The organism is Vibrio sp. CJQ_6, from assembly GCF_043106745.1.
Taxonomy (GTDB): domain Bacteria; phylum Pseudomonadota; class Gammaproteobacteria; order Enterobacterales; family Vibrionaceae; genus Vibrio; species Vibrio furnissii.
The window spans coordinates 68,192-85,312 of record NZ_JBICMV010000008.1; the positions used below are offsets into that span (position 1 = coordinate 68,192).

General features: G+C 51.6%; 17 protein-coding genes. 10 read left to right on the top strand and 7 right to left on the bottom strand.

Annotation, left to right across the window (positions count from 1 at the left end; genetic code table 11):
• The first annotated feature begins 32 nt into the window (after nt 1-32).
• The 5 genes from accA to ACF8PK_RS02450 all read left to right on the top strand — a co-directional run bounded on the left by accA (nt 33) and on the right by ACF8PK_RS02450 (nt 4,343).
• Nucleotides 33-992: an acetyl-CoA carboxylase carboxyl transferase subunit alpha gene (accA, locus tag ACF8PK_RS02430; RefSeq protein ID WP_004724871.1), complete on the top strand. Its 960-nt coding sequence runs from the start codon at nt 33-35 to the stop codon at nt 990-992.
• A gap of 141 nt (nt 993-1,133) precedes the next feature.
• Nucleotides 1,134-2,432, top strand: coding sequence for a tRNA lysidine(34) synthetase TilS (gene tilS, locus ACF8PK_RS02435; RefSeq protein WP_392440603.1), 1,299 nt, complete (start codon nt 1,134-1,136; stop codon nt 2,430-2,432).
• 66 nt (nt 2,433-2,498) lie between these two features.
• Nucleotides 2,499-2,810 carry a cytochrome c gene (locus ACF8PK_RS02440; protein WP_014204566.1) on the top strand — a complete coding sequence of 104 codons (312 nt, stop codon included), beginning with the start codon at nt 2,499-2,501 and terminating at the stop codon, nt 2,808-2,810.
• 110 nt (nt 2,811-2,920) lie between these two features.
• Nucleotides 2,921-3,259 carry a nitrogen regulatory protein P-II gene (gene glnB, locus ACF8PK_RS02445; protein WP_038150877.1) on the top strand — a complete coding sequence of 113 codons (339 nt, stop codon included), beginning with the start codon at nt 2,921-2,923 and terminating at the stop codon, nt 3,257-3,259.
• A 220-nt stretch (nt 3,260-3,479) separates the two neighbouring features.
• Entirely contained in the window at nt 3,480-4,343 is an 864-nt protein-coding gene (locus tag ACF8PK_RS02450) for an endonuclease/exonuclease/phosphatase family protein (RefSeq protein ID WP_392439955.1), read from the top strand.
• On the opposite strand, the gene ACF8PK_RS02455 is transcribed toward ACF8PK_RS02450, so the two are convergent.
• From ACF8PK_RS02455 to gloB, 3 genes are all read right to left on the bottom strand, one after another.
• Nucleotides 4,312-4,998 (bottom strand): YIP1 family protein, encoded by a 687-nt coding sequence (locus tag ACF8PK_RS02455; RefSeq protein ID WP_041942492.1) that lies wholly within the window; start codon nt 4,996-4,998, stop codon nt 4,312-4,314. The genes ACF8PK_RS02450 and ACF8PK_RS02455 overlap by 32 nt on opposite strands.
• Nucleotides 4,995-6,557 carry a LysM peptidoglycan-binding domain-containing protein gene (locus tag ACF8PK_RS02460; RefSeq protein ID WP_038150855.1) on the bottom strand — a complete coding sequence of 521 codons (1,563 nt, stop codon included), beginning with the start codon at nt 6,555-6,557 and terminating at the stop codon, nt 4,995-4,997. The genes ACF8PK_RS02455 and ACF8PK_RS02460 overlap by 4 nt, the downstream gene beginning before the upstream one ends.
• Nucleotides 6,558-6,629: 72 nt before the next feature.
• Nucleotides 6,630-7,388, bottom strand: a complete 759-nt coding sequence (gene gloB / locus ACF8PK_RS02465; RefSeq protein WP_038150853.1) for a hydroxyacylglutathione hydrolase — start codon at nt 7,386-7,388, stop codon at nt 6,630-6,632.
• Between the two features lie 37 nt (nt 7,389-7,425).
• On the opposite strand from gloB, the gene ACF8PK_RS02470 reads away from it, so the two are divergent.
• Complete coding sequence (locus ACF8PK_RS02470; RefSeq protein WP_004724854.1) at nt 7,426-8,160, top strand: class I SAM-dependent methyltransferase; 735 nt, start codon at nt 7,426-7,428, stop codon at nt 8,158-8,160.
• An 18-nt stretch (nt 8,161-8,178) separates the two neighbouring features.
• Here the strand turns inward: ACF8PK_RS02470 and rnhA are convergent, their stop codons facing one another.
• On the bottom strand, nt 8,179-8,646 hold the full coding sequence (gene rnhA / locus ACF8PK_RS02475) for a ribonuclease HI (RefSeq protein ID WP_004724848.1): 468 nt from the start codon (nt 8,644-8,646) through the stop codon (nt 8,179-8,181).
• A gap of 59 nt (nt 8,647-8,705) precedes the next feature.
• On the opposite strand from rnhA, the gene dnaQ reads away from it, so the two are divergent.
• Both dnaQ and ACF8PK_RS02485 read left to right on the top strand, forming a co-directional pair.
• Complete coding sequence (dnaQ, locus tag ACF8PK_RS02480) at nt 8,706-9,446, top strand: DNA polymerase III subunit epsilon (RefSeq protein WP_004724846.1); 741 nt, start codon at nt 8,706-8,708, stop codon at nt 9,444-9,446.
• Between the two features lie 8 nt (nt 9,447-9,454).
• Nucleotides 9,455-10,705 (top strand): TIGR03503 family protein, encoded by a 1,251-nt coding sequence (locus ACF8PK_RS02485; protein ID WP_014204571.1) that lies wholly within the window; start codon nt 9,455-9,457, stop codon nt 10,703-10,705.
• A gap of 106 nt (nt 10,706-10,811) precedes the next feature.
• Here ACF8PK_RS02485 and fadE read toward each other — a convergent pair whose 3' ends face one another.
• The gene (gene fadE / locus ACF8PK_RS02490; protein ID WP_392439960.1) at nt 10,812-13,256 is read right to left on the bottom strand and encodes an acyl-CoA dehydrogenase FadE; all 2,445 of its coding nucleotides are present in this window, start codon (nt 13,254-13,256) and stop codon (nt 10,812-10,814) included.
• A gap of 301 nt (nt 13,257-13,557) precedes the next feature.
• Between fadE and lpcA the strand changes: the two genes are divergently transcribed.
• Both lpcA and ACF8PK_RS02500 read left to right on the top strand, forming a co-directional pair.
• On the top strand, nt 13,558-14,133 hold the full coding sequence (gene lpcA / locus ACF8PK_RS02495) for a D-sedoheptulose 7-phosphate isomerase (RefSeq protein ID WP_004724840.1): 576 nt from the start codon (nt 13,558-13,560) through the stop codon (nt 14,131-14,133).
• An 82-nt stretch (nt 14,134-14,215) separates the two neighbouring features.
• Entirely contained in the window at nt 14,216-15,061 is an 846-nt protein-coding gene (locus ACF8PK_RS02500; protein ID WP_014204573.1) for a class II glutamine amidotransferase, read from the top strand.
• An 83-nt stretch (nt 15,062-15,144) separates the two neighbouring features.
• Here ACF8PK_RS02500 and purN read toward each other — a convergent pair whose 3' ends face one another.
• A complete protein-coding gene (purN, locus tag ACF8PK_RS02505; RefSeq protein ID WP_014204574.1) occupies nt 15,145-15,783 on the bottom strand; it encodes a phosphoribosylglycinamide formyltransferase in 639 nt (212 codons plus the stop codon).
• A 3-nt stretch (nt 15,784-15,786) separates the two neighbouring features.
• Entirely contained in the window at nt 15,787-16,827 is a 1,041-nt protein-coding gene (purM, locus tag ACF8PK_RS02510; RefSeq protein WP_004724837.1) for a phosphoribosylformylglycinamidine cyclo-ligase, read from the bottom strand.
• Nucleotides 16,828-17,121 lie beyond the last annotated feature (294 nt).

Sequence of the window (17,121 nt, forward strand, 5' to 3'; positions counted from 1 at the left end):
CGATGGTGAGCTGAGTAAAAAAGGATCGGTAGATGAGCCTAAATTTTCTAGAATTTGAAAAACCTATTGTAGAACTGGAAGCTAAAATTCAGGCGCTTCGTGACGTGTCTCGTCATGGCGGTGGAACTTCCGTAGATCTTGAAAAAGAGATCGAACAGCTAGAAAAGAAAAGCCTAGAGCTTAAAAAGAAAATTTTCGGTGATTTAGGGGCATGGCAAGTGGCACAGATGGCTCGCCATCCACAACGTCCTTACACCTTAGATTACATCAACAACATGTTTACGGAGTTCGATGAACTGGCCGGTGACCGTGCATTTGCTGACGACAAAGCGATCGTGGGCGGCATGGCTCGCTTAGATGGTCGCCCTGTGATGGTGATTGGTCATCAGAAAGGCCGTGAAACCCGTGAAAAAGTAAAACGTAACTTTGGGATGCCAAAGCCAGAAGGTTACCGTAAAGCCCTGCGTTTGATGGAAATGGCTGAGCGTTTCAACATGCCAATCATTACCTTCATCGACACGGCGGGTGCCTACCCAGGTGTTGGCGCAGAAGAGCGTGGTCAATCAGAAGCGATCGCGAAAAACCTGAAAGTGATGGCTGGCCTGACCGTGCCTGTGATCTGTAACGTGGTCGGTGAAGGCGGCTCTGGTGGCGCTCTGGCTATTGGTGTGGGTGACTATGTCAACATGCTGCAATACTCGACTTACTCGGTGATTTCACCTGAAGGGTGTGCGTCGATTCTATGGCGTGATGCGGATAAAGCACCACAAGCTGCAGAAGCGATGGGGCTGATTGCGCCGCGCCTGAAAGAGCTGGAACTGATCGACGAAGTGATTGAAGAGCCACTGGGTGGTGCGCACCGCGATCACGTGCAGATGGCAGAGAACATGAAAGCAACGCTACTGCGTCAGTTGGCGGATCTGGAACAACTAGACCACGAATCGCTGCTTGAACGCCGTTACCAACGCTTGATGAGCTACGGTTACTGCTAAGCACCGCTTGCAATTGGATGGAAAAAGGTCGGACATTGTCCGGCCTTTTTGTTTTTCCGCATGAGACCCCATTCAGCCCGCTGCCTGCGTCAGCGCTTTACGGTATACTCAAGCGGTTCTTTTGACTCAATCGACATTGCCATGGATTTGTACGCCCATACTCGTCAATTACTTGATGCACAGCCCTCACGCCATTTTGTGCTCGCCTTCAGTGGCGGCGTCGATTCGCGTGTGTTACTTGCGTTGATCGCGCGTTATCGTCAAGAGCGTGACATCAGCGTGCAAGCGGTGCATGTTCACCATGGGTTGAGTGTGAATGCCGATGAGTGGGCACAGCGCTGCCAGCACTGGTGCCAAGCCGCTCATGTGCCACTTGCCATTGAACGAGTCAGCTTGGCGACTGCCAGTGGCGAAAGCATTGAAAAGTTGGCGCGTGAGGCGCGTTATGCTGCGTTGGCGACACACATGCACCCTGGCAGCACGCTTTTGCTGGGTCAGCATGCTGATGATCAACTGGAAACGTTTTTGTTAGCGTTGAAACGTGGCAGCGGGCCGAAAGGGTTGGCCTCCATGGCGCAGCAAGCCCCGTTTTCTTGTGGTCAATTATTGCGTCCACTGCTGAGTGTCTCCCGTGCGCAGATCGAGCATTTTGCCCTGCAGCATCATCTGCAATGGGTCGAAGATGAAAGCAATCAGGATGAGCGCTATGAGCGGAATTTTTTGCGTCATCGCGTGACACCGATATTGAGTGAGCGATGGCCAAGCATTCGTCAGGCGGTTCAGCGCAGCGCACAGCTCTGTGCCGAGCAAGACGAATTGCTGGCAGAACTGCTGCGCGATGCGCTGCACGCGGCGACCCAAGGGGATGGCAGCTTGTCGGTCGCCATGTTGACGTCGCACAGCGATGCATTACGTCGCCAATTGTTGCGTTATTGGTTGGCTGCGCAAGGACTTGCGATGCCCAGCCGCATACAGTTAGACGTGTTGTGGCGCGAAGTGGCATTGGCAGAGGCGGATGCCAACCCGAAACTCAAGCTGGGGGAGTGCGAGATTCGCCGCTTTCAGCAGTGTTTGTATTGCGTGCCATTGGTGCAAGATGTGTCGGCTTGGCAGCAGCCCTTGGTGCTTGGCTGTGCGTTGGCTTTGCCGGATCACCTCGGGCAGTTGACTCTTGCTAAAAGCGAGCAAGGGACACTGCGTTGTCCTTCAGATCCCGAACATTTGTGGGTCACGTTTAATCCTGAAGGTCTGTCGGCTTGTCCCGTAGACCGAGGAGGAACGCGCAAATTAAAGAAACTCTTTCAGGAATATCAAGTGCCTAGCTGGCTAAGACGCCGTATGCCGATCGTGATGCATCACCAGAACGTGGTGGCGGTAGCAAATTTGTTCGTGGATCGTGACTTCAGCGGGCAAGATTGTGAACTCATCTGGGACAAGTGATGTTTTTTCGTGCCAAAATTGCATTCATAAATACGTATAATCACTATGGACAAATAAGGGTGAGCAATGAATAAAGTCGCAATGGGAATGATGTTGGGTTTATCGCTGTTGGCTGGCAATGCAGTGGCCGGTGATGCGGCGGCAGGGAAAGCCAAAGCAGCGGTCTGTGCCGCTTGTCATGGCGCAGATGGGATCGCGGTGATCCCGGGGTATCCAAACCTCAAAGGCCAGAATGAGCAGTACATCGTGACTTCCATTAAGGCCTACAAAAACAAAGAGCGTACCGGTGGTTTAGCGGTCGTGATGCAAGCGCAGGCATCGATGCTGAGCGATGATGACATTGCCAACCTTGCGGCGTACTTTGCAAGCCTGAAGTGATCGCCTCCTTGAGTTTGTGAGACAGCCCAAGCCTTGCTTGGGCTTTTTATTGATTGTTTACAACGGCTAGCAGATAATGCCAGCAACGAAACGAAGTTTAAGGGATGAACATGAAAAAAATCGAAGCCATTATCAAGCCATTTAAACTCGATGATGTCCGTGAAGCGTTGGCGGAAGTGGGAATTACCGGGATGACGGTATCCGAAGTGAAAGGATTCGGTCGCCAGAAAGGCCATACGGAGCTGTATCGCGGCGCGGAATACATGGTCGACTTCCTGCCTAAAGTGAAACTGGAAATCGTCGTGACTGAAGATGTGGCTGATCAATGCGTCGATACCATTATCGAAACCGCGCAAACCGGTAAGATTGGTGACGGTAAGATTTTCATCACCAATGTTGAACGTGTCATTCGTATTCGCACGGGCGAAGAAGATGAAGATGCGATTTAAGCCAAAGATGTCATAAAAATAAGGAGCTTCGGCTCCTTATTTTTTTTGCTGGTGTAAGGCTTGTTGTGGCCGTTTTCACTTGAGCGCTCACTTTGACGAGTGCTATGGTTTGTCGGTGCTGTGGCTCGATAGGGCATGGTTTTATAGCGCATGCCTCGATAGTGAATGGCTCGATAGTGCAAGGGTGAGGCCGTGCCATGTTGTGTGAGTTGGATTGCTGATGAAAAAACGTCTTCTGTGGTTAGTGCTGCCGATTGGGGTGATTTTGGCGCTGATTGGTTTTTCGCTGGTGTTTACCGTTCCCGCTGAACCCCAATTGTTCACGATCGGAAAAAATGAGCGTGGCCAGCCCTTGGTGTGTTACCACGATCCTGATGCTGAGGCATTGGATGACAACGGGACGCTGAAGCTGGTGGTGTGGAATATCTACAAGCAAAACCGCGACACTTGGCAGGCGGAGCTCAATCGCTTTAGTCACGATGCGCAATTGGTCTTGCTGCAAGAAGCGAGCATGACCCCTGCCTTGCAGCGCTGGATCTCCGAACACCATTGGGGGGGCACGCGAGTCAACGCATTTCAGGTGCTGGGTGAGTCGGCGGGCGTGTTGAATTTATCGCGTCACATGCCGCAACTGGCGTGTGGCTACACGGAAATGGAGCCATGGTTGCGCCTGCCTAAATCCGGCATCTACGCCTTGTATCCGCTAAGCAATGGTCAAGTGCTGGCGGTGGTGAATCTGCACGCGGTGAACTTTTCATATGGTACGCAGGAGTATCTCGAACAACTCACGGCGCTGATTCAAGAGCTGCGCCAGCATAAAGGGCCGATCCTCGTGGCCGGTGACTTTAACAGTTGGAGTGAAAAGCGGACCCAAGTGTTGCGCGATGCACTGAGCGCCCTCGGGATGCAGGAAGCAACCTTCAGTCCGGATAACCGAGCTCGTTTTATCAATGGCTTACCACTCGATCATGTGTTTTATAAACAACTGACGCTGAAAAAAGCAAAAGCGCCCGAATCGGACGCTTCTGATCATAACCCATTGTTACTTGAATTCAGCTTATCAGGATATACAGCGCCCAGATAAGGTAGAACGCAATCCATGGCAGCGTGGCAATCACCAATGCTTGGCCGCGCTCTAACGGGGTCCAAGTGCCGACGGCCGCATAACCCAGCACAATGTACCATGGCAGCAAAATCGGGAATGCGCTGGCAAATTGTGACCAATCGCTGGTCAATGGCAGTTTCAATAAGCCGTTGAGGCTGTTGAGATCCGCCGCGTAGCTCATCACATGGCCATGTTTGAGGATCAAGCTGGCGTAGCTGGCCAGATCGCCGAGCACGGCCGGAAAGATCACCACCGTGCTGGCGGCAAACCATTTCCAGAATCCCATTGCCGGCTGCACAGGTTTGGTTGCCAAACGAAACCACAAGGCCAAGACAAAAATGGTCAAGGTGCGGCTAACGATGTCGCTGATGATCTCACTTGCCATCAATGTGTTGGCTTCAAGCAAGTCCAACTGCGCGGGGTTCGTGCTTGCCAGTTGCGCGGCCAGTCCCTGTTTGAGCCACTCAAAATTGACATTGTCAAAGTAGGCCCCCCAGAACAGGAACGGTGTGATCATCAAGACAATGTAGGTTTGCCATCCCCACATGCCGCGCTGGTAGAGCGCAGCAAAGCAGTCGCTGGGGGAACGGAAAATGTCCACTAACATGATGAGTGGGTTTGCAGAGGGTTTCATACACTCACCTTCGTGACGTCCACGTACAGTTTCAATTTTTGACCTGGTTTCAGGTACTTCTGGTTGGCCAAATCGTTCCACTTGACGATGTCGTGTGTTTTGACACTAAAACGCGCCGCAATGTCACTCAGCGTGTCGCCATTACGAACTTGATAGAACACGGTTCGAATGATGGCGCCATCGGTACTGTCTTTCCAAATCACCAGCTTTTGCCCCACGCGCAATGTATCGCGCGGGCCCATGCCGTTCCATTTCGCCAACGCTTGGTGAGAGACGTTATTGGCACGAGCAATGGTCCACAGGCTGTCGCCTGAGCGTACGGTGTGGGTTAATTTGTATTTGCCTCTTGCCAGCGATTGCGTTTTAGCCAGACGATTGCTCGCGCTGAGCGCGTACGCTTTCTCATCTTTGACCGAGGTGGGGATCATCAAATACTGGCCGACACGGATGGAGGTGCCGGACAAATTGTTCGCCGTTTGAATCACTTTGGTGGTGGTGCTGTGTTTGGTCGCGATCACGCTGAGTGTGTCGCCACTTTTCACTTTGTAGCGCACCAATTTCATGCCTTTGCCGCGATTTTCTTCGACGTTTTGTTGGAAACGCGCCACCGTATCGATCGGCAGCAACAGTTGGAATGGTCCATCCGGTGCTGTCGCCCATTGGTTGTAGGCCGGGTTATAGCTTTGCAGCTCTTTGACGCTGATGCCGGCATAATTGGCGGCAATCGCTAAATCAAGCTGCTCTTCTGGATCTACCAATTTCAACACGGGTTTGTTGGCAATCGCGCGCAGCGAGACGCCGTATCGTTCTTGATTGGCAATGATGTCTGCTAGTGCGAGTAATTTCGGCACGTAGCCACTGGTCTCTTTGGGTAAATCGAGTGAGAAGAAGTCGGTCGGTTTGCCCAAATTGGTGTTTTTACGAATGGCGCTGGAGACACGTCCGCCGCCACTGTTATAGGCCGCAATGGCGTTGTACCAATCGCCGTTAAAACGATTGCTTAAGTAAGTAAGATAATCGAGCGCGGCATCGGTAGCGGCATCGACATCGCGGCGACCGTCATACCAGAAGTTTTGCTCAAGCCCGTACATTTTGCCGGTGCCCGGCACAAACTGCCATAACCCGGCAGCGCTGCCGTGGGAGTATGCAAAGGCATCGAAAGAGCTTTCAACGATCGGCAACAGCGCGAGTTCAAGTGGCAAATTGCGTTGTTCGATTTTCTCAGTGATGAGGTACAGAAAGGGCTCGGCGCGCTTGGCGACGATCTCTAAATGGCCGGGGTGTTTGATATACCATGTCCGGTAGTAGTCGACGGTTTTGTCGTCCGGAATGGGGAGCTGGAGTTGCATGGCAATGCGCTGCCACACGTCGTCCTGCTCCTGAGGCGTCAGCACTTTAGGCGCGACAACCACCGGTGTTTTTTTAGGTTTGGTGGGTGGTGTGACCTGAGATGCTGGCGTGTTTTCCTCGTTGGTCTCTGATGTATTTTGACTCAAGGGCTGGGTAAGTTGGCATCCGGCTAATAGTAGTGCAATTACCCAGCTGAATTGTACTCGCATGTAAGACAGCCTTTTTAATTCTTGGCTGCTGATAATACTTTCGGGATGAATGGCCTGACAAGCAAGAAAACGTCAAAATTCGTTCTTCCACTCACGTAATGCGGTAAATATTGAGAGTGCATCGGTTTGTGGCGTGCGGTTGGCTACCGACTTCATCACACTTGGTTCTTGTGTTCTCAAAAATGGGTTAATCCATTTTTCGCGGCGCACGGTGCTGGGCAAGGTGGCATAGCCTTGCCCACGCAGGCGAATGACTTCATCACGATAGATCTGTAATTGTTCATTGTCTGGCTCCACTGCCATCGCAAACGCCACGTTGCTGGCGGTGTATTCATGGGCGCAGTACACCTCGGTTTCTTCGGGCAGCGCGACCAATTTGCTGAGAGAGGTGAACATCTGTTCCATGGTGCCTTCAAACACGCGGCCGCAGCCCGCGGAAAACAGCACATCCCCACAAAAGAGCTTGCCATCGCCAACGTAACCGATGTGGCCGAGTGTGTGGCCGGGTAGCCCCAACACCATAAAGCGCTCGTCAAACAGCTCGATTTGATCACCTGCGTCCACTGGGTGGGTCAGGGTGGGAATGGGCTCTTGCGATGGGCCCACCACATCCACGTTTGGATACTGACGCACCAACTCCGGCACTCCCCCGATGTGGTCGTGATGATGGTGGGTGATCAGAATCGCTTCTAAGGTTAAATCGTGCTGAGACAAGTACGCTAAGACCGGCGCAGCATCGCCCGGATCGACCACGGCACAACGGCGATCGCTATTTTGTATCAGCCAGATGTAATTATCATTAAATGCGGGTATGCTTTTGATATGTAACATGAGTTATCTCCAGTCACCGTGGTGAAGCGAGTTAGCAATGAAACCAGCGCGCAGCGAAAAAAATCTTGAGAAACCCCATTCTTGGTCTCAATTGAAGAACGGCCAATGGGTGAGTGAGTCGATTCAAACTCGGCTCGATGAATGGTGCCCGAAACTCTTCGGTTACCACATGCTAAAACTGGGTGGCCTGAGCTGCGAGCTCGTGAGTTGTAATTGTAATATTCAACACCAAGTTCAACTCGATATCCAGAACCCTTTGCACAACGTGATTGCCGATGCGTACGATTTGCCGTTTCTGGAAAAGAGCATTGATGCGGTGATTGTCGCGCATCAGTTGGACTATTGTAACGATCCGCACAGCATCTTACGGGAAGTCGACCGCGTGCTCATCGACGATGGTTACATTATTTTGACCGGATTTAATCCGCTGAGTTTAACCGGGCTCGCGAGTTTGATGCCGTGGCGCAAGCACAATTTGCCATGGAGTGGGCGAATGTTCACCCCAAACCGCATCAAAGACTGGCTGAGTGTGTTGAATTATCAAGTGATTGAATGTGACCAATACGCGCTGTTTCCGATGCAAAAATATCGCCCGCTGTGGACGTGGCTGGAAAACAGTTTCGGGGATTGCGGCGCGCCGTTTGGCAGTCTGTATTTTATCGTCGCCCGCAAACGCACCTATCCGCTCAAGCCGATTAAACCCCATTGGCGTCTGAAACGACGCTTGTCACCTGTTGGGGTCAACTACCGAGTTAAATCGGATTCGCAATAAAAAAAGAAGTGAGTGAACTCACTTCTCTGGTTGGTAGCCGACGTCGTCTTCGGTTGGATTTTCTGCCGCGCTGCGTGCCAGTTCGTCACACATTTCGTTTTCACGATGGCCAGCATGGCCTTTGACCCAATGCCATTCCACCTGATGACGGGCGGTTTCGGCGTCTAAGGCTTGCCATAAATCGGCATTTTTTACCGGTTTTTTGTCCGCCGTTTTCCAGCCGCGTTTTTTCCAATTGTGGATCCACTGCGTGATGCCTTGGCGCACGTATTGGCTGTCGGTGGTTAAACTCACGTGGCACGGCTCTTTGAGCGTTTTTAAGGCCACGACGGCCGCCATCATTTCCATGCGGTTGTTTGTGGTCAGACGATAGCCTTTGGCGAGGGTTTTCTCGACTTGTTTATAGCGCATGACGACGCCATAGCCCCCCGGCCCCGGGTTGCCTAAACAGGAACCATCAGTGAAAATTTCCACCTGTTTCTTCATGATTATTTGATACTATTGGGTTTCGCACACAATTGGCATAGTCTGACACACATATCCTCATGAATACTAGCAACAATTCTGAATACAGTCGCATTGTGGTTCTCGATACCGAAACCACCGGTATGAACCTCGAAGGCGGCCCACACTATGAAGGCCACCGTATCATTGAGATCGGTGCCGTCGAAATCATCAACCGGAAGCTGACTGGGCGTCACTTTCACGTCTACCTCAAGCCAGACCGTGCCATTCAAGACGAAGCGATTGAAGTACACGGGATTACGGATGAATTTCTGGTCGATAAACCGGAATATAAAGATGTGCATGAGGAGTTTTTGGACTTCATTCGCGGCGCTGAATTGGTCGCGCATAACGCGCCCTTCGACGTCGGCTTCATGGATTATGAATTCAGCAAGCTGAGCATTCCGACGGCGAAAACCGATGAACTGTGTAAGGTGACCGATACGTTGGCCATGGCGAAGAAAATCTTCCCGGGCAAACGGAACAACCTCGACGTCTTGTGTGATCGCTACGGCATTGATAACTCGCATCGTACGCTCCACGGGGCATTGCTCGATGCGGAAATTCTGGCGGATGTGTATCTGTTGATGACCGGTGGCCAGACGTCACTGCAATTTTCAGGGAGTTCGCAAGAGAACGGAATGGGAGCGGGGGCAATAAAACGCGTCGCCGAAGGACGAAAAGCGCTAAAGGTTTTGCGCGCAACGGCCGATGAAATACAAGCACACCAGGATCGCCTGGATATCGTAGAAAAAAGTGGCACTTGCCTTTGGCGTCAGTAGGAGAAGCTATGTTGAGGATGGGATTGGCTTTATGGGCATTGCTGCTCAGCGCGAGCGTATTTGCCAGCAATGAGTCAAGTATGTCCTTGTTGGACAATCGGTTCCGCGTCGACCCGACCATCACTCAGATTACGTTCGTCGTCTACCGGGAGAACAACTCTCAACCGGTGGTGCTGGTGCGCCCGGATGGCAAAAAGTATTACGCATGGCGCAGCCCAGACAACGTGCGTTGGTATGAAGAGCCATCGATGGACATCATTTCCATCGATAACCCGATGCCGGGTCCGTGGCAAGCCGTGGGAAAAGTGTCGCCCAAGAACAACATCAAACTGATTTCGCATTTGCAGCTGGCTGCCGATGCGCTGCCAAACCGCCTTTATCAAGGCGAACAACTCAAATACACCGCTCGTTTGACGTCTGACGGCAAGCCGCTGCTGCTGCGTGACTTTCTTGATCGCGTCAACCTGAAGGTGACGTTCACTAAGTACATCGAAAATGAAGACCAATTGGTCAAAGAAGCACGCCCCGTGCCCACCGTGATTGGTGAATTTGCCGATGACGGGCAGGGACTGGATGAAAAACCGGGCGATGGTGTGTTTACCGTGGCGCTTCCCATTTCACCCGAGCCGGGGAAATATCGTGTGCGCATTACCTCCGGAAACGGGGTCTTTTTGCGCGCGCAAGAGCAAGAAGTGTTGGTGTACCCAAGCCCTATCTCCACCACCTTTATTCAATCCCGCGAAAATGATCAGCCGCACCTGATCGTGTTCAGCGGCGAGCAGGGCATGATTCAACCCGGCTCGATGGCGGCGCACGTTGAACACAGTAATCCGGATAAAGCGGTGATCGTCACACAGGGGCAGTCGGACAAAGACGCGCTTAAAGTCTCGTTGACCATTCCGTATTCAGGCAACTTTGGCAATTATGCTTGGCATGGCAAGCTGTATGCGACCGACTTGGCCACCCAGCGTCCGCTCTATTTCCCAATCAAAGAGCACACCTACAGCGTGGTTGGGGACATTGACCTCGAAACCACGCGCCGAATGCAGGAAGAAGAAGCGGCCAAGCAACGTAAGATTGCGCAGGAAAAACTGATCATTCAGATGCGCGAAGAGGCGCGTCAACGCAACATCATGTATATCGCCGTGGGCAATGTGGTGGTGATTGTTCTGGTGTTGGTGGGATGGCTGGTGAGCCGTAAACTGCGTGCCAGCAAAGAAGCCACGCCAGAGATGCAGCTCAACATGCCGAAGAAATAATGGCTTGAGTATTTAGAGATAATAAAAAAGGAGGCATTCAGCCTCCTTTTTTTGTTGCTCAGCGGCGCTTATTTACTCGCTGGCTGGCTCGTCTTCTTGCGCGTGGTCACGCGACTTCGACCAGCTTGGGTTGTGACTTTTTTGCTGCTAACTCCTGCGGCGCAAAGTCATCCACATTGATGGTGTATAAGCGGTGCTGCTCGGCTTCGATCAGCAGTTCGGCTTCTTGCTCGGTGATCAGCTTTTGCTCAAGGCCACGTTGTGCCACTTGATCCAATTGCGTGAATGGGCGACGTTCGTTCAGCGCTTTGCATACCTTGTCGAACACCGGTTCTGCTTGCAGAATCACATTCAACGCCAGTTCAATCTTGCCGACCGCGTTATGTGCAGTCGGTTCGAGATACTGATGACGACCGATGCGTGAGCGGGTCGCACTTGGCGTTTGAATGATCTGCGCCACTTTGCTGTCGAGCTTGTCGTTTGGTGCTTTGCGCACGCGGCCAAAGGGCATGATCAAGACACGCAGGGCTTTGCCGATCACCTTGTTCGGGAAGTTCGCCAAGAACTCATCAATCGCCACTTCGGTCTGTTTCAAGCTGTCTTGCAGCCCCCAATGCACCAAGGCCAAATCTTCCGCTGGGCGACCATCATTCTCAAAGCGCTTCAGCGTTGCTGAGCTGAGATAAAGTTGGCTTAAAATATCACCCAAACGCGCGGACAGGCGCTCTTTACGTTTGAGTGATCCACCCAGTACAGCCATGGAAATATCGGCCAGCAGGGCAAGGTTTGCACTGTAACGGTTGAGTTGCTGATAGTAACGTTTGGTGGCGTCTTTGGTTGGCGCTGCAGAGCCGAACCCGTCGGTCAGGCCAAACCAGATGCTGCGCACCAAGTTACTCATGGTAAAGCTGACATGGCCAGCCAGCGCGGCGTCAAATTGTTCGACCGCATTGGCGCTGTCTGAATACGCTGCTTCCATCTCTTTCAAAACGTACGGATGGCAGCGAATAGCACCCTGACCAAAGATGATCATGGAGCGGGTCAGAATGTTGGCGCCTTCCACGGTGATCGCGATAGGGGAACCTTGGTAACCTCGCGCAAGGAAGTTCGATGGGCCCAAACAGATGCCTTTGCCGCCGACGATGTCCATGGCATCGATGATTGAACGCTGGCCGCGGTGGGTACAGTGATACTTCACAATCGCAGAAATAACCGATGGTTTTTCGCCAGCATCAATCCCCGCGACGGTGAGGTTGCTCGCTGCATCCATCACGTAAGCGTTCCCTGCAAGGCGCGCCAAAGGTTCTTCAATCCCTTCCATATGACCAATGGGTTGCTTGAACTGACGACGAATGCGCGCATAAGCGCCCGTTGCCATTGCCGCTGCTTTGATGCCGCCAGTTGAGTTCGATGGCAGAGTAATACCGCGACCCACTGATAAACATTCCACCAGCATACGCCAACCTTGGCCGGCCATCGATGGACCACCGATGATGAAGTCCAGCGGGACAAATAGATCGTTCGCGCGCGTCGGGCCGTTTTGGAACGGCACGTTCAATGGGAAGTGACGATTGCCGATTTCTACCCCTTTGAGGTGTGTCGGGATCAAAGCACACGTGATGCCAATCTCTTTTTGTTCGCCCAGCAGCCCGTCAGGGTCGCGCAGTTTAAAGGCTAAACCAAGAACCGTCGCAACTGGCGCCAGCGTGATGTAGCGTTTGTTCCATGTCAGGCGCATGCCCAGCACTTCTTTGCCTTCCCATTCGCCTTTGCACACGATGCCGTAATCCGGAATCGAGCCCGCATCAGAGCCCGCTTCTGGACTGGTCAGCGCGAAACATGGAATCTCTTTGCCTTCCGCCAAACGAGGGAGGTAGTAATCTTTCTGATCGTCGGTGCCGTAATGTTGCAGCAGTTCGCCCGGGCCGAGAGAGTTCGGCACGCCGACGGTGGAAGAGAGCACGCCCGATACGCCCGTCAGCTTTTGCAGCACCAGCGATTGCGCGTACGCGGAAAATTCTAGGCCGCCGTACTGCTTCTTAATGATCATGGCGAAGAATTTGTGGTCTTTCAGGTATTGCCACACTTCCGGAGGCAAATCCGCCAATTCGTGAGTCACCTGATAGTCGTTCACCATGGCGCACACTTCGTTCACTGGGCCATCGAGGAACGCTTGTTCTTCGGCAGAAAGTGTGGGCGCTTTGATATGGCTCAGCTGTTGCCAGTCCGGTTTGCCTTTGAACAGTTCGGCTTCCCACCACACGGTGCCAGCATCAAGCGCTTCTTTTTCTGTCTGCGACATCGCAGGCAGTACTTTTTTGAATACCTTTAGTGTCTTACCGCTGATGAGACTTTGACGGATTGACGGGACTGCCAATACCGCGATAGCGGCTAAGTACAGCGCCCAGCTGATGATACCCACTGGGCCAAACAACGACAGGACCAACATGGTCACGGTCAGTGCGGCTAAGGCAGTCATTAATGAGGTTCTGTGGTACAGGCAGCCGCTTAACACGACCACGAACCCTAAGATTGAGAGCAAGATGTCCATATTTTTATCCTTTGTGCAGACCGGAATTTGGTTTACATGTTTGGTGGTCTTACCAGTTAGAGTGTAATCAAAGTATTAATGAAATGTAAAACGTTGCTGTGTTTAAAAAGTGATCTGAATAGAGCAAAAATTCTAATTTGTGCTCTCAACGAGAGTTTTTCCCCTCGATCCGCGTTCGAATCTTGCAAATCTTGGACGCTGACTATCGACAGAGAAAATCGTTTGGGTAAACTCAGGTTAACGAAACTCTCGTTTTCTACGTGAGTTTGTCTGCCAGCAGATTAATAAAGAGAAAAAACCTATGTACCAGGATCTGATTAAAAGTGAATTAACCGAAGCTGCCGATGTTCTGAACAAGTTTCTGAGCGATGATCACAACATCGCGCAAATTGAAGCGGCAGCAAAAGTGATTGCTGACTCGTTCAAGCAGGGCGGTAAAGTACTCTCTTGTGGTAATGGTGGTTCTCACTGTGATGCGATGCATTTCGCCGAAGAGTTAACAGGCCGTTACCGTGAAAACCGTCCGGGCTACCCTGGTATCGCCATTTCTGACCCAAGCCACCTGTCTTGTGTGAGCAACGATTTTGGATACGATTTCGTCTTCTCTCGTTATGTGGAAGCCGTGGGCGCAAAAGGTGATGTGTTGTTCGGTTTGTCGACCTCGGGGAACTCCGGCAACATTCTGAAAGCGATTGAAGCGGCCAAAGCGAAAGGCATGAAAACCATCGCCCTGACAGGGAAAGACGGTGGTAAAATGGCGGGGCTGGCGGATGTTGAAATTCGAGTGCCTCATTTTGGCTACGCCGACCGCATTCAAGAAATCCACATTAAGATTATCCACATCGTGATTCAGTTGATTGAAAAAGAGATGGCATAATCAAAGTGCCCCGGCATGCAGGCTGGGGCGCGAATGACCGCTACCGTGAATGAAGTGGTTTAAAGAAGGAGTAGTTTAAACCATGTGTGAATTGCTCGGCATGAGCGCCAATGTACCCACCGATATTTGTTTCAGTTTCACTGGCTTGATGCAGCGCGGTGGCCGCACGGGCCCGCATCGTGATGGCTGGGGCATTACCTTTTACGAAGGCAAAGGCTTTCGCACCTTCAAAGATCCAAGTCCAAGCTGCCAATCGAAAATTGCGGAGCTGGTGCAGAATTACCCCATCAAAAGTTGCGCGGTGATCAGCCACATTCGTCAAGCGAATCGTGGGGGCGTCAATTTGGAAAATACCCATCCATTTACTCGTGAATTATGGGGACGTTACTGGACGTTCGCGCACAATGGGCAACTCGCCGATTACCAAGATTTGCCGTCTGGGCGTCATCGCCCGGTGGGTCAGACAGACAGTGAAGCTGCATTCTGCTGGCTGCTGGATGAATTGGAAAAACACTATCCGGATATTCCACAGGACATGGCGGGTGTGTTCGCATTCGTGGCTCAATTGTGCGATCAACTGCGTGAGAAGGGCGTGTTCAACATGCTGTTGTCCGACGGTGAATACGTGATGAGTTATTGCACCAATCATCTCTATTGGATCACACGTCGCGCGCCGTTTGGTCATGCCACCTTGCTCGATGAAGATGTCGAGATTAACTTTCAGGAAGAAACCACGCCCAATGACGTGGTGTCGGTGATTGCGACTCAGCCGCTGACGGGCAACGAAGTGTGGCAGAAGATGAAACCTGGAGAATATAACCTGTTTCATTTTGGTGAGTTGATCGACAGTAACGTGGGGATGCTCAGCGACGTCGCGTATGTGGCCGGTCGCCCTGGCGATCAGTCGCCGAAATCGCCGCTGGAATAGACGCGTTAAGCAATCAAACGGACATAAAAAAGGGTTGATCCACGATCAACCCTTTTTCTTTTTTCAACCGAGTGGTCTGTGACTTACTCGTCGGCGTAACCATGCATGCCGAGTGGTTGCCCATCTAAGAAGGCTTTGCCTTCTTTCATCTCAAGGCGACCTTCGACGAACCATTGCGTGACCAACGGGTAAATGCGGTATTCTTGCGATTGCACACGCTTGGTCAGTGTTTCGACCGTGTCTTCATCAAAAATAGGCACGCGCGCTTGCAGAATGACCGGGCCACCATCGAGTTGCTCGGTCACGAAGTGAACACTGGTGCCATGCTCTTCGTCACCGGCGTGAATCGCACGTTGGTACGTGTTCAGGCCCGGATATTTCGGGAGCAATGACGGGTGCAGGTTAATCATACGGCCAAGGTAATGGCGTACAAATTCGTTGCTCAGAATACGCATGTAACCGGCAAGGACAATCAGGTCCGGCTGATATTCATCGATCTGTTGCATCAACGCGTAGTCAAAAGCATCACGAGTCTCAAACGCTTTTGGATCGATAAAGATGGCAGCCGCCCCTGCTTTTTTAGCTCGTTCTAAGCCATAAGCAGTTGCTTTGTTTGAAAAAACAGCCGTTACTTTGCCATCGTGAATACTTGTTTCACAAGCATCGATGATCGCTTGTAAATTGGAACCATTTCCTGAAACTAAAACAACAATACTCTTCATGGATTATTTGATCTCTACTTGTTCTTCATGGTCCTGAGCTGTTGCGATTTCACCGATCACCCATGCGTTTTCGCCTTCTTGTTTCAAAAGCGCAACCGCTGCTTGTGCTTGATCTTTTGGCAGCGCAATCACAAGGCCAACACCACAGTTGAATGTACGGTACATTTCGTGCGTGTTGACGTTGCCTTTCTCTTGCAACCATTGGAAGATCACCGGCCATTCCCAGCTGCTACCGTCGATCACAGCTTTGGTGCCTTGTGGCAGAACGCGAGGGATGTTTTCCCAGAAGCCACCGCCAGTGATGTGAGAAATCGCATGAATGTCATGCTCAGCAATCAGTTTTAAACCTGATTGGATGTAAATTTTGGTTGGTTGCAGAAGGTGTTCACCGATGGTTTTCCCTTCCAGCATTTCGTTTTTATCTGCGCCCGATACTTCTAGAATCTTACGAACCAGAGAGTAACCGTTGGAGTGTGGACCGCTTGAACCGACGGCGATCAGTGCATCACCCGCAGCCACTTTGCTGCCATCGATGATGTCTTCTTTTTCGACCACGCCGACACAGAAACCGGCCACGTCGTAATCTTCACCTTCGTACATGCCCGGCATTTCAGCGGTTTCGCCGCCAATCAGCGCACAGCCGGCTTGTACACAGCCGTCAGCGATGCCAGATACTACATCTGCTGCCGTGTCTACGTCCAGTTTGCCAGTGGCGTAGTAGTCAAGGAAGAACAATGGTTCTGCACCTTGAACGATCAAATCGTTCACACACATCGCGACCAAGTCGATACCGATGGTGTCGTGCTTTTTCATATCCAAAGCAAGACGCAGTTTCGTGCCCACACCGTCTGTACCAGAAACCAGTACAGGCTGTTTGTATTTTGTTGGGAGTTCACACAATGCACCAAAGCCACCAATGCCACCCATTACTTCAGGGCGACGAGTACGCTTTACTGCACCTTTAATTCGTTCAACAAGCGCATTGCCTGCATCGATATCTACGCCTGCATCTTTGTAGCTAAGAGAAGTGTTGTTGCCGCTCACGGGGAAAGTCCTCGATCTAGTTGGATATGAAAACGGCGCTATTCTACAGGGCTTAAATCAAAAAGGAAAACGTTTGCGTCAGTTTTTTTGCACTCTTTTTTAGCGCAAAAGCCTTGACTGAACGTTTGCGTTTTACTTTCGTCGATGGCGTTCATTTGAGCGGGTGGCGCGTTTTGTTTGACGATGCCAACGTGCTACATATTGACGAGGCAAGGCCATGACGACATTGACCCGCTAAAAAACATGGAGAAACGTCAACATGCCTAGTAAATCGGTGTATAATCCGAAGGTTTG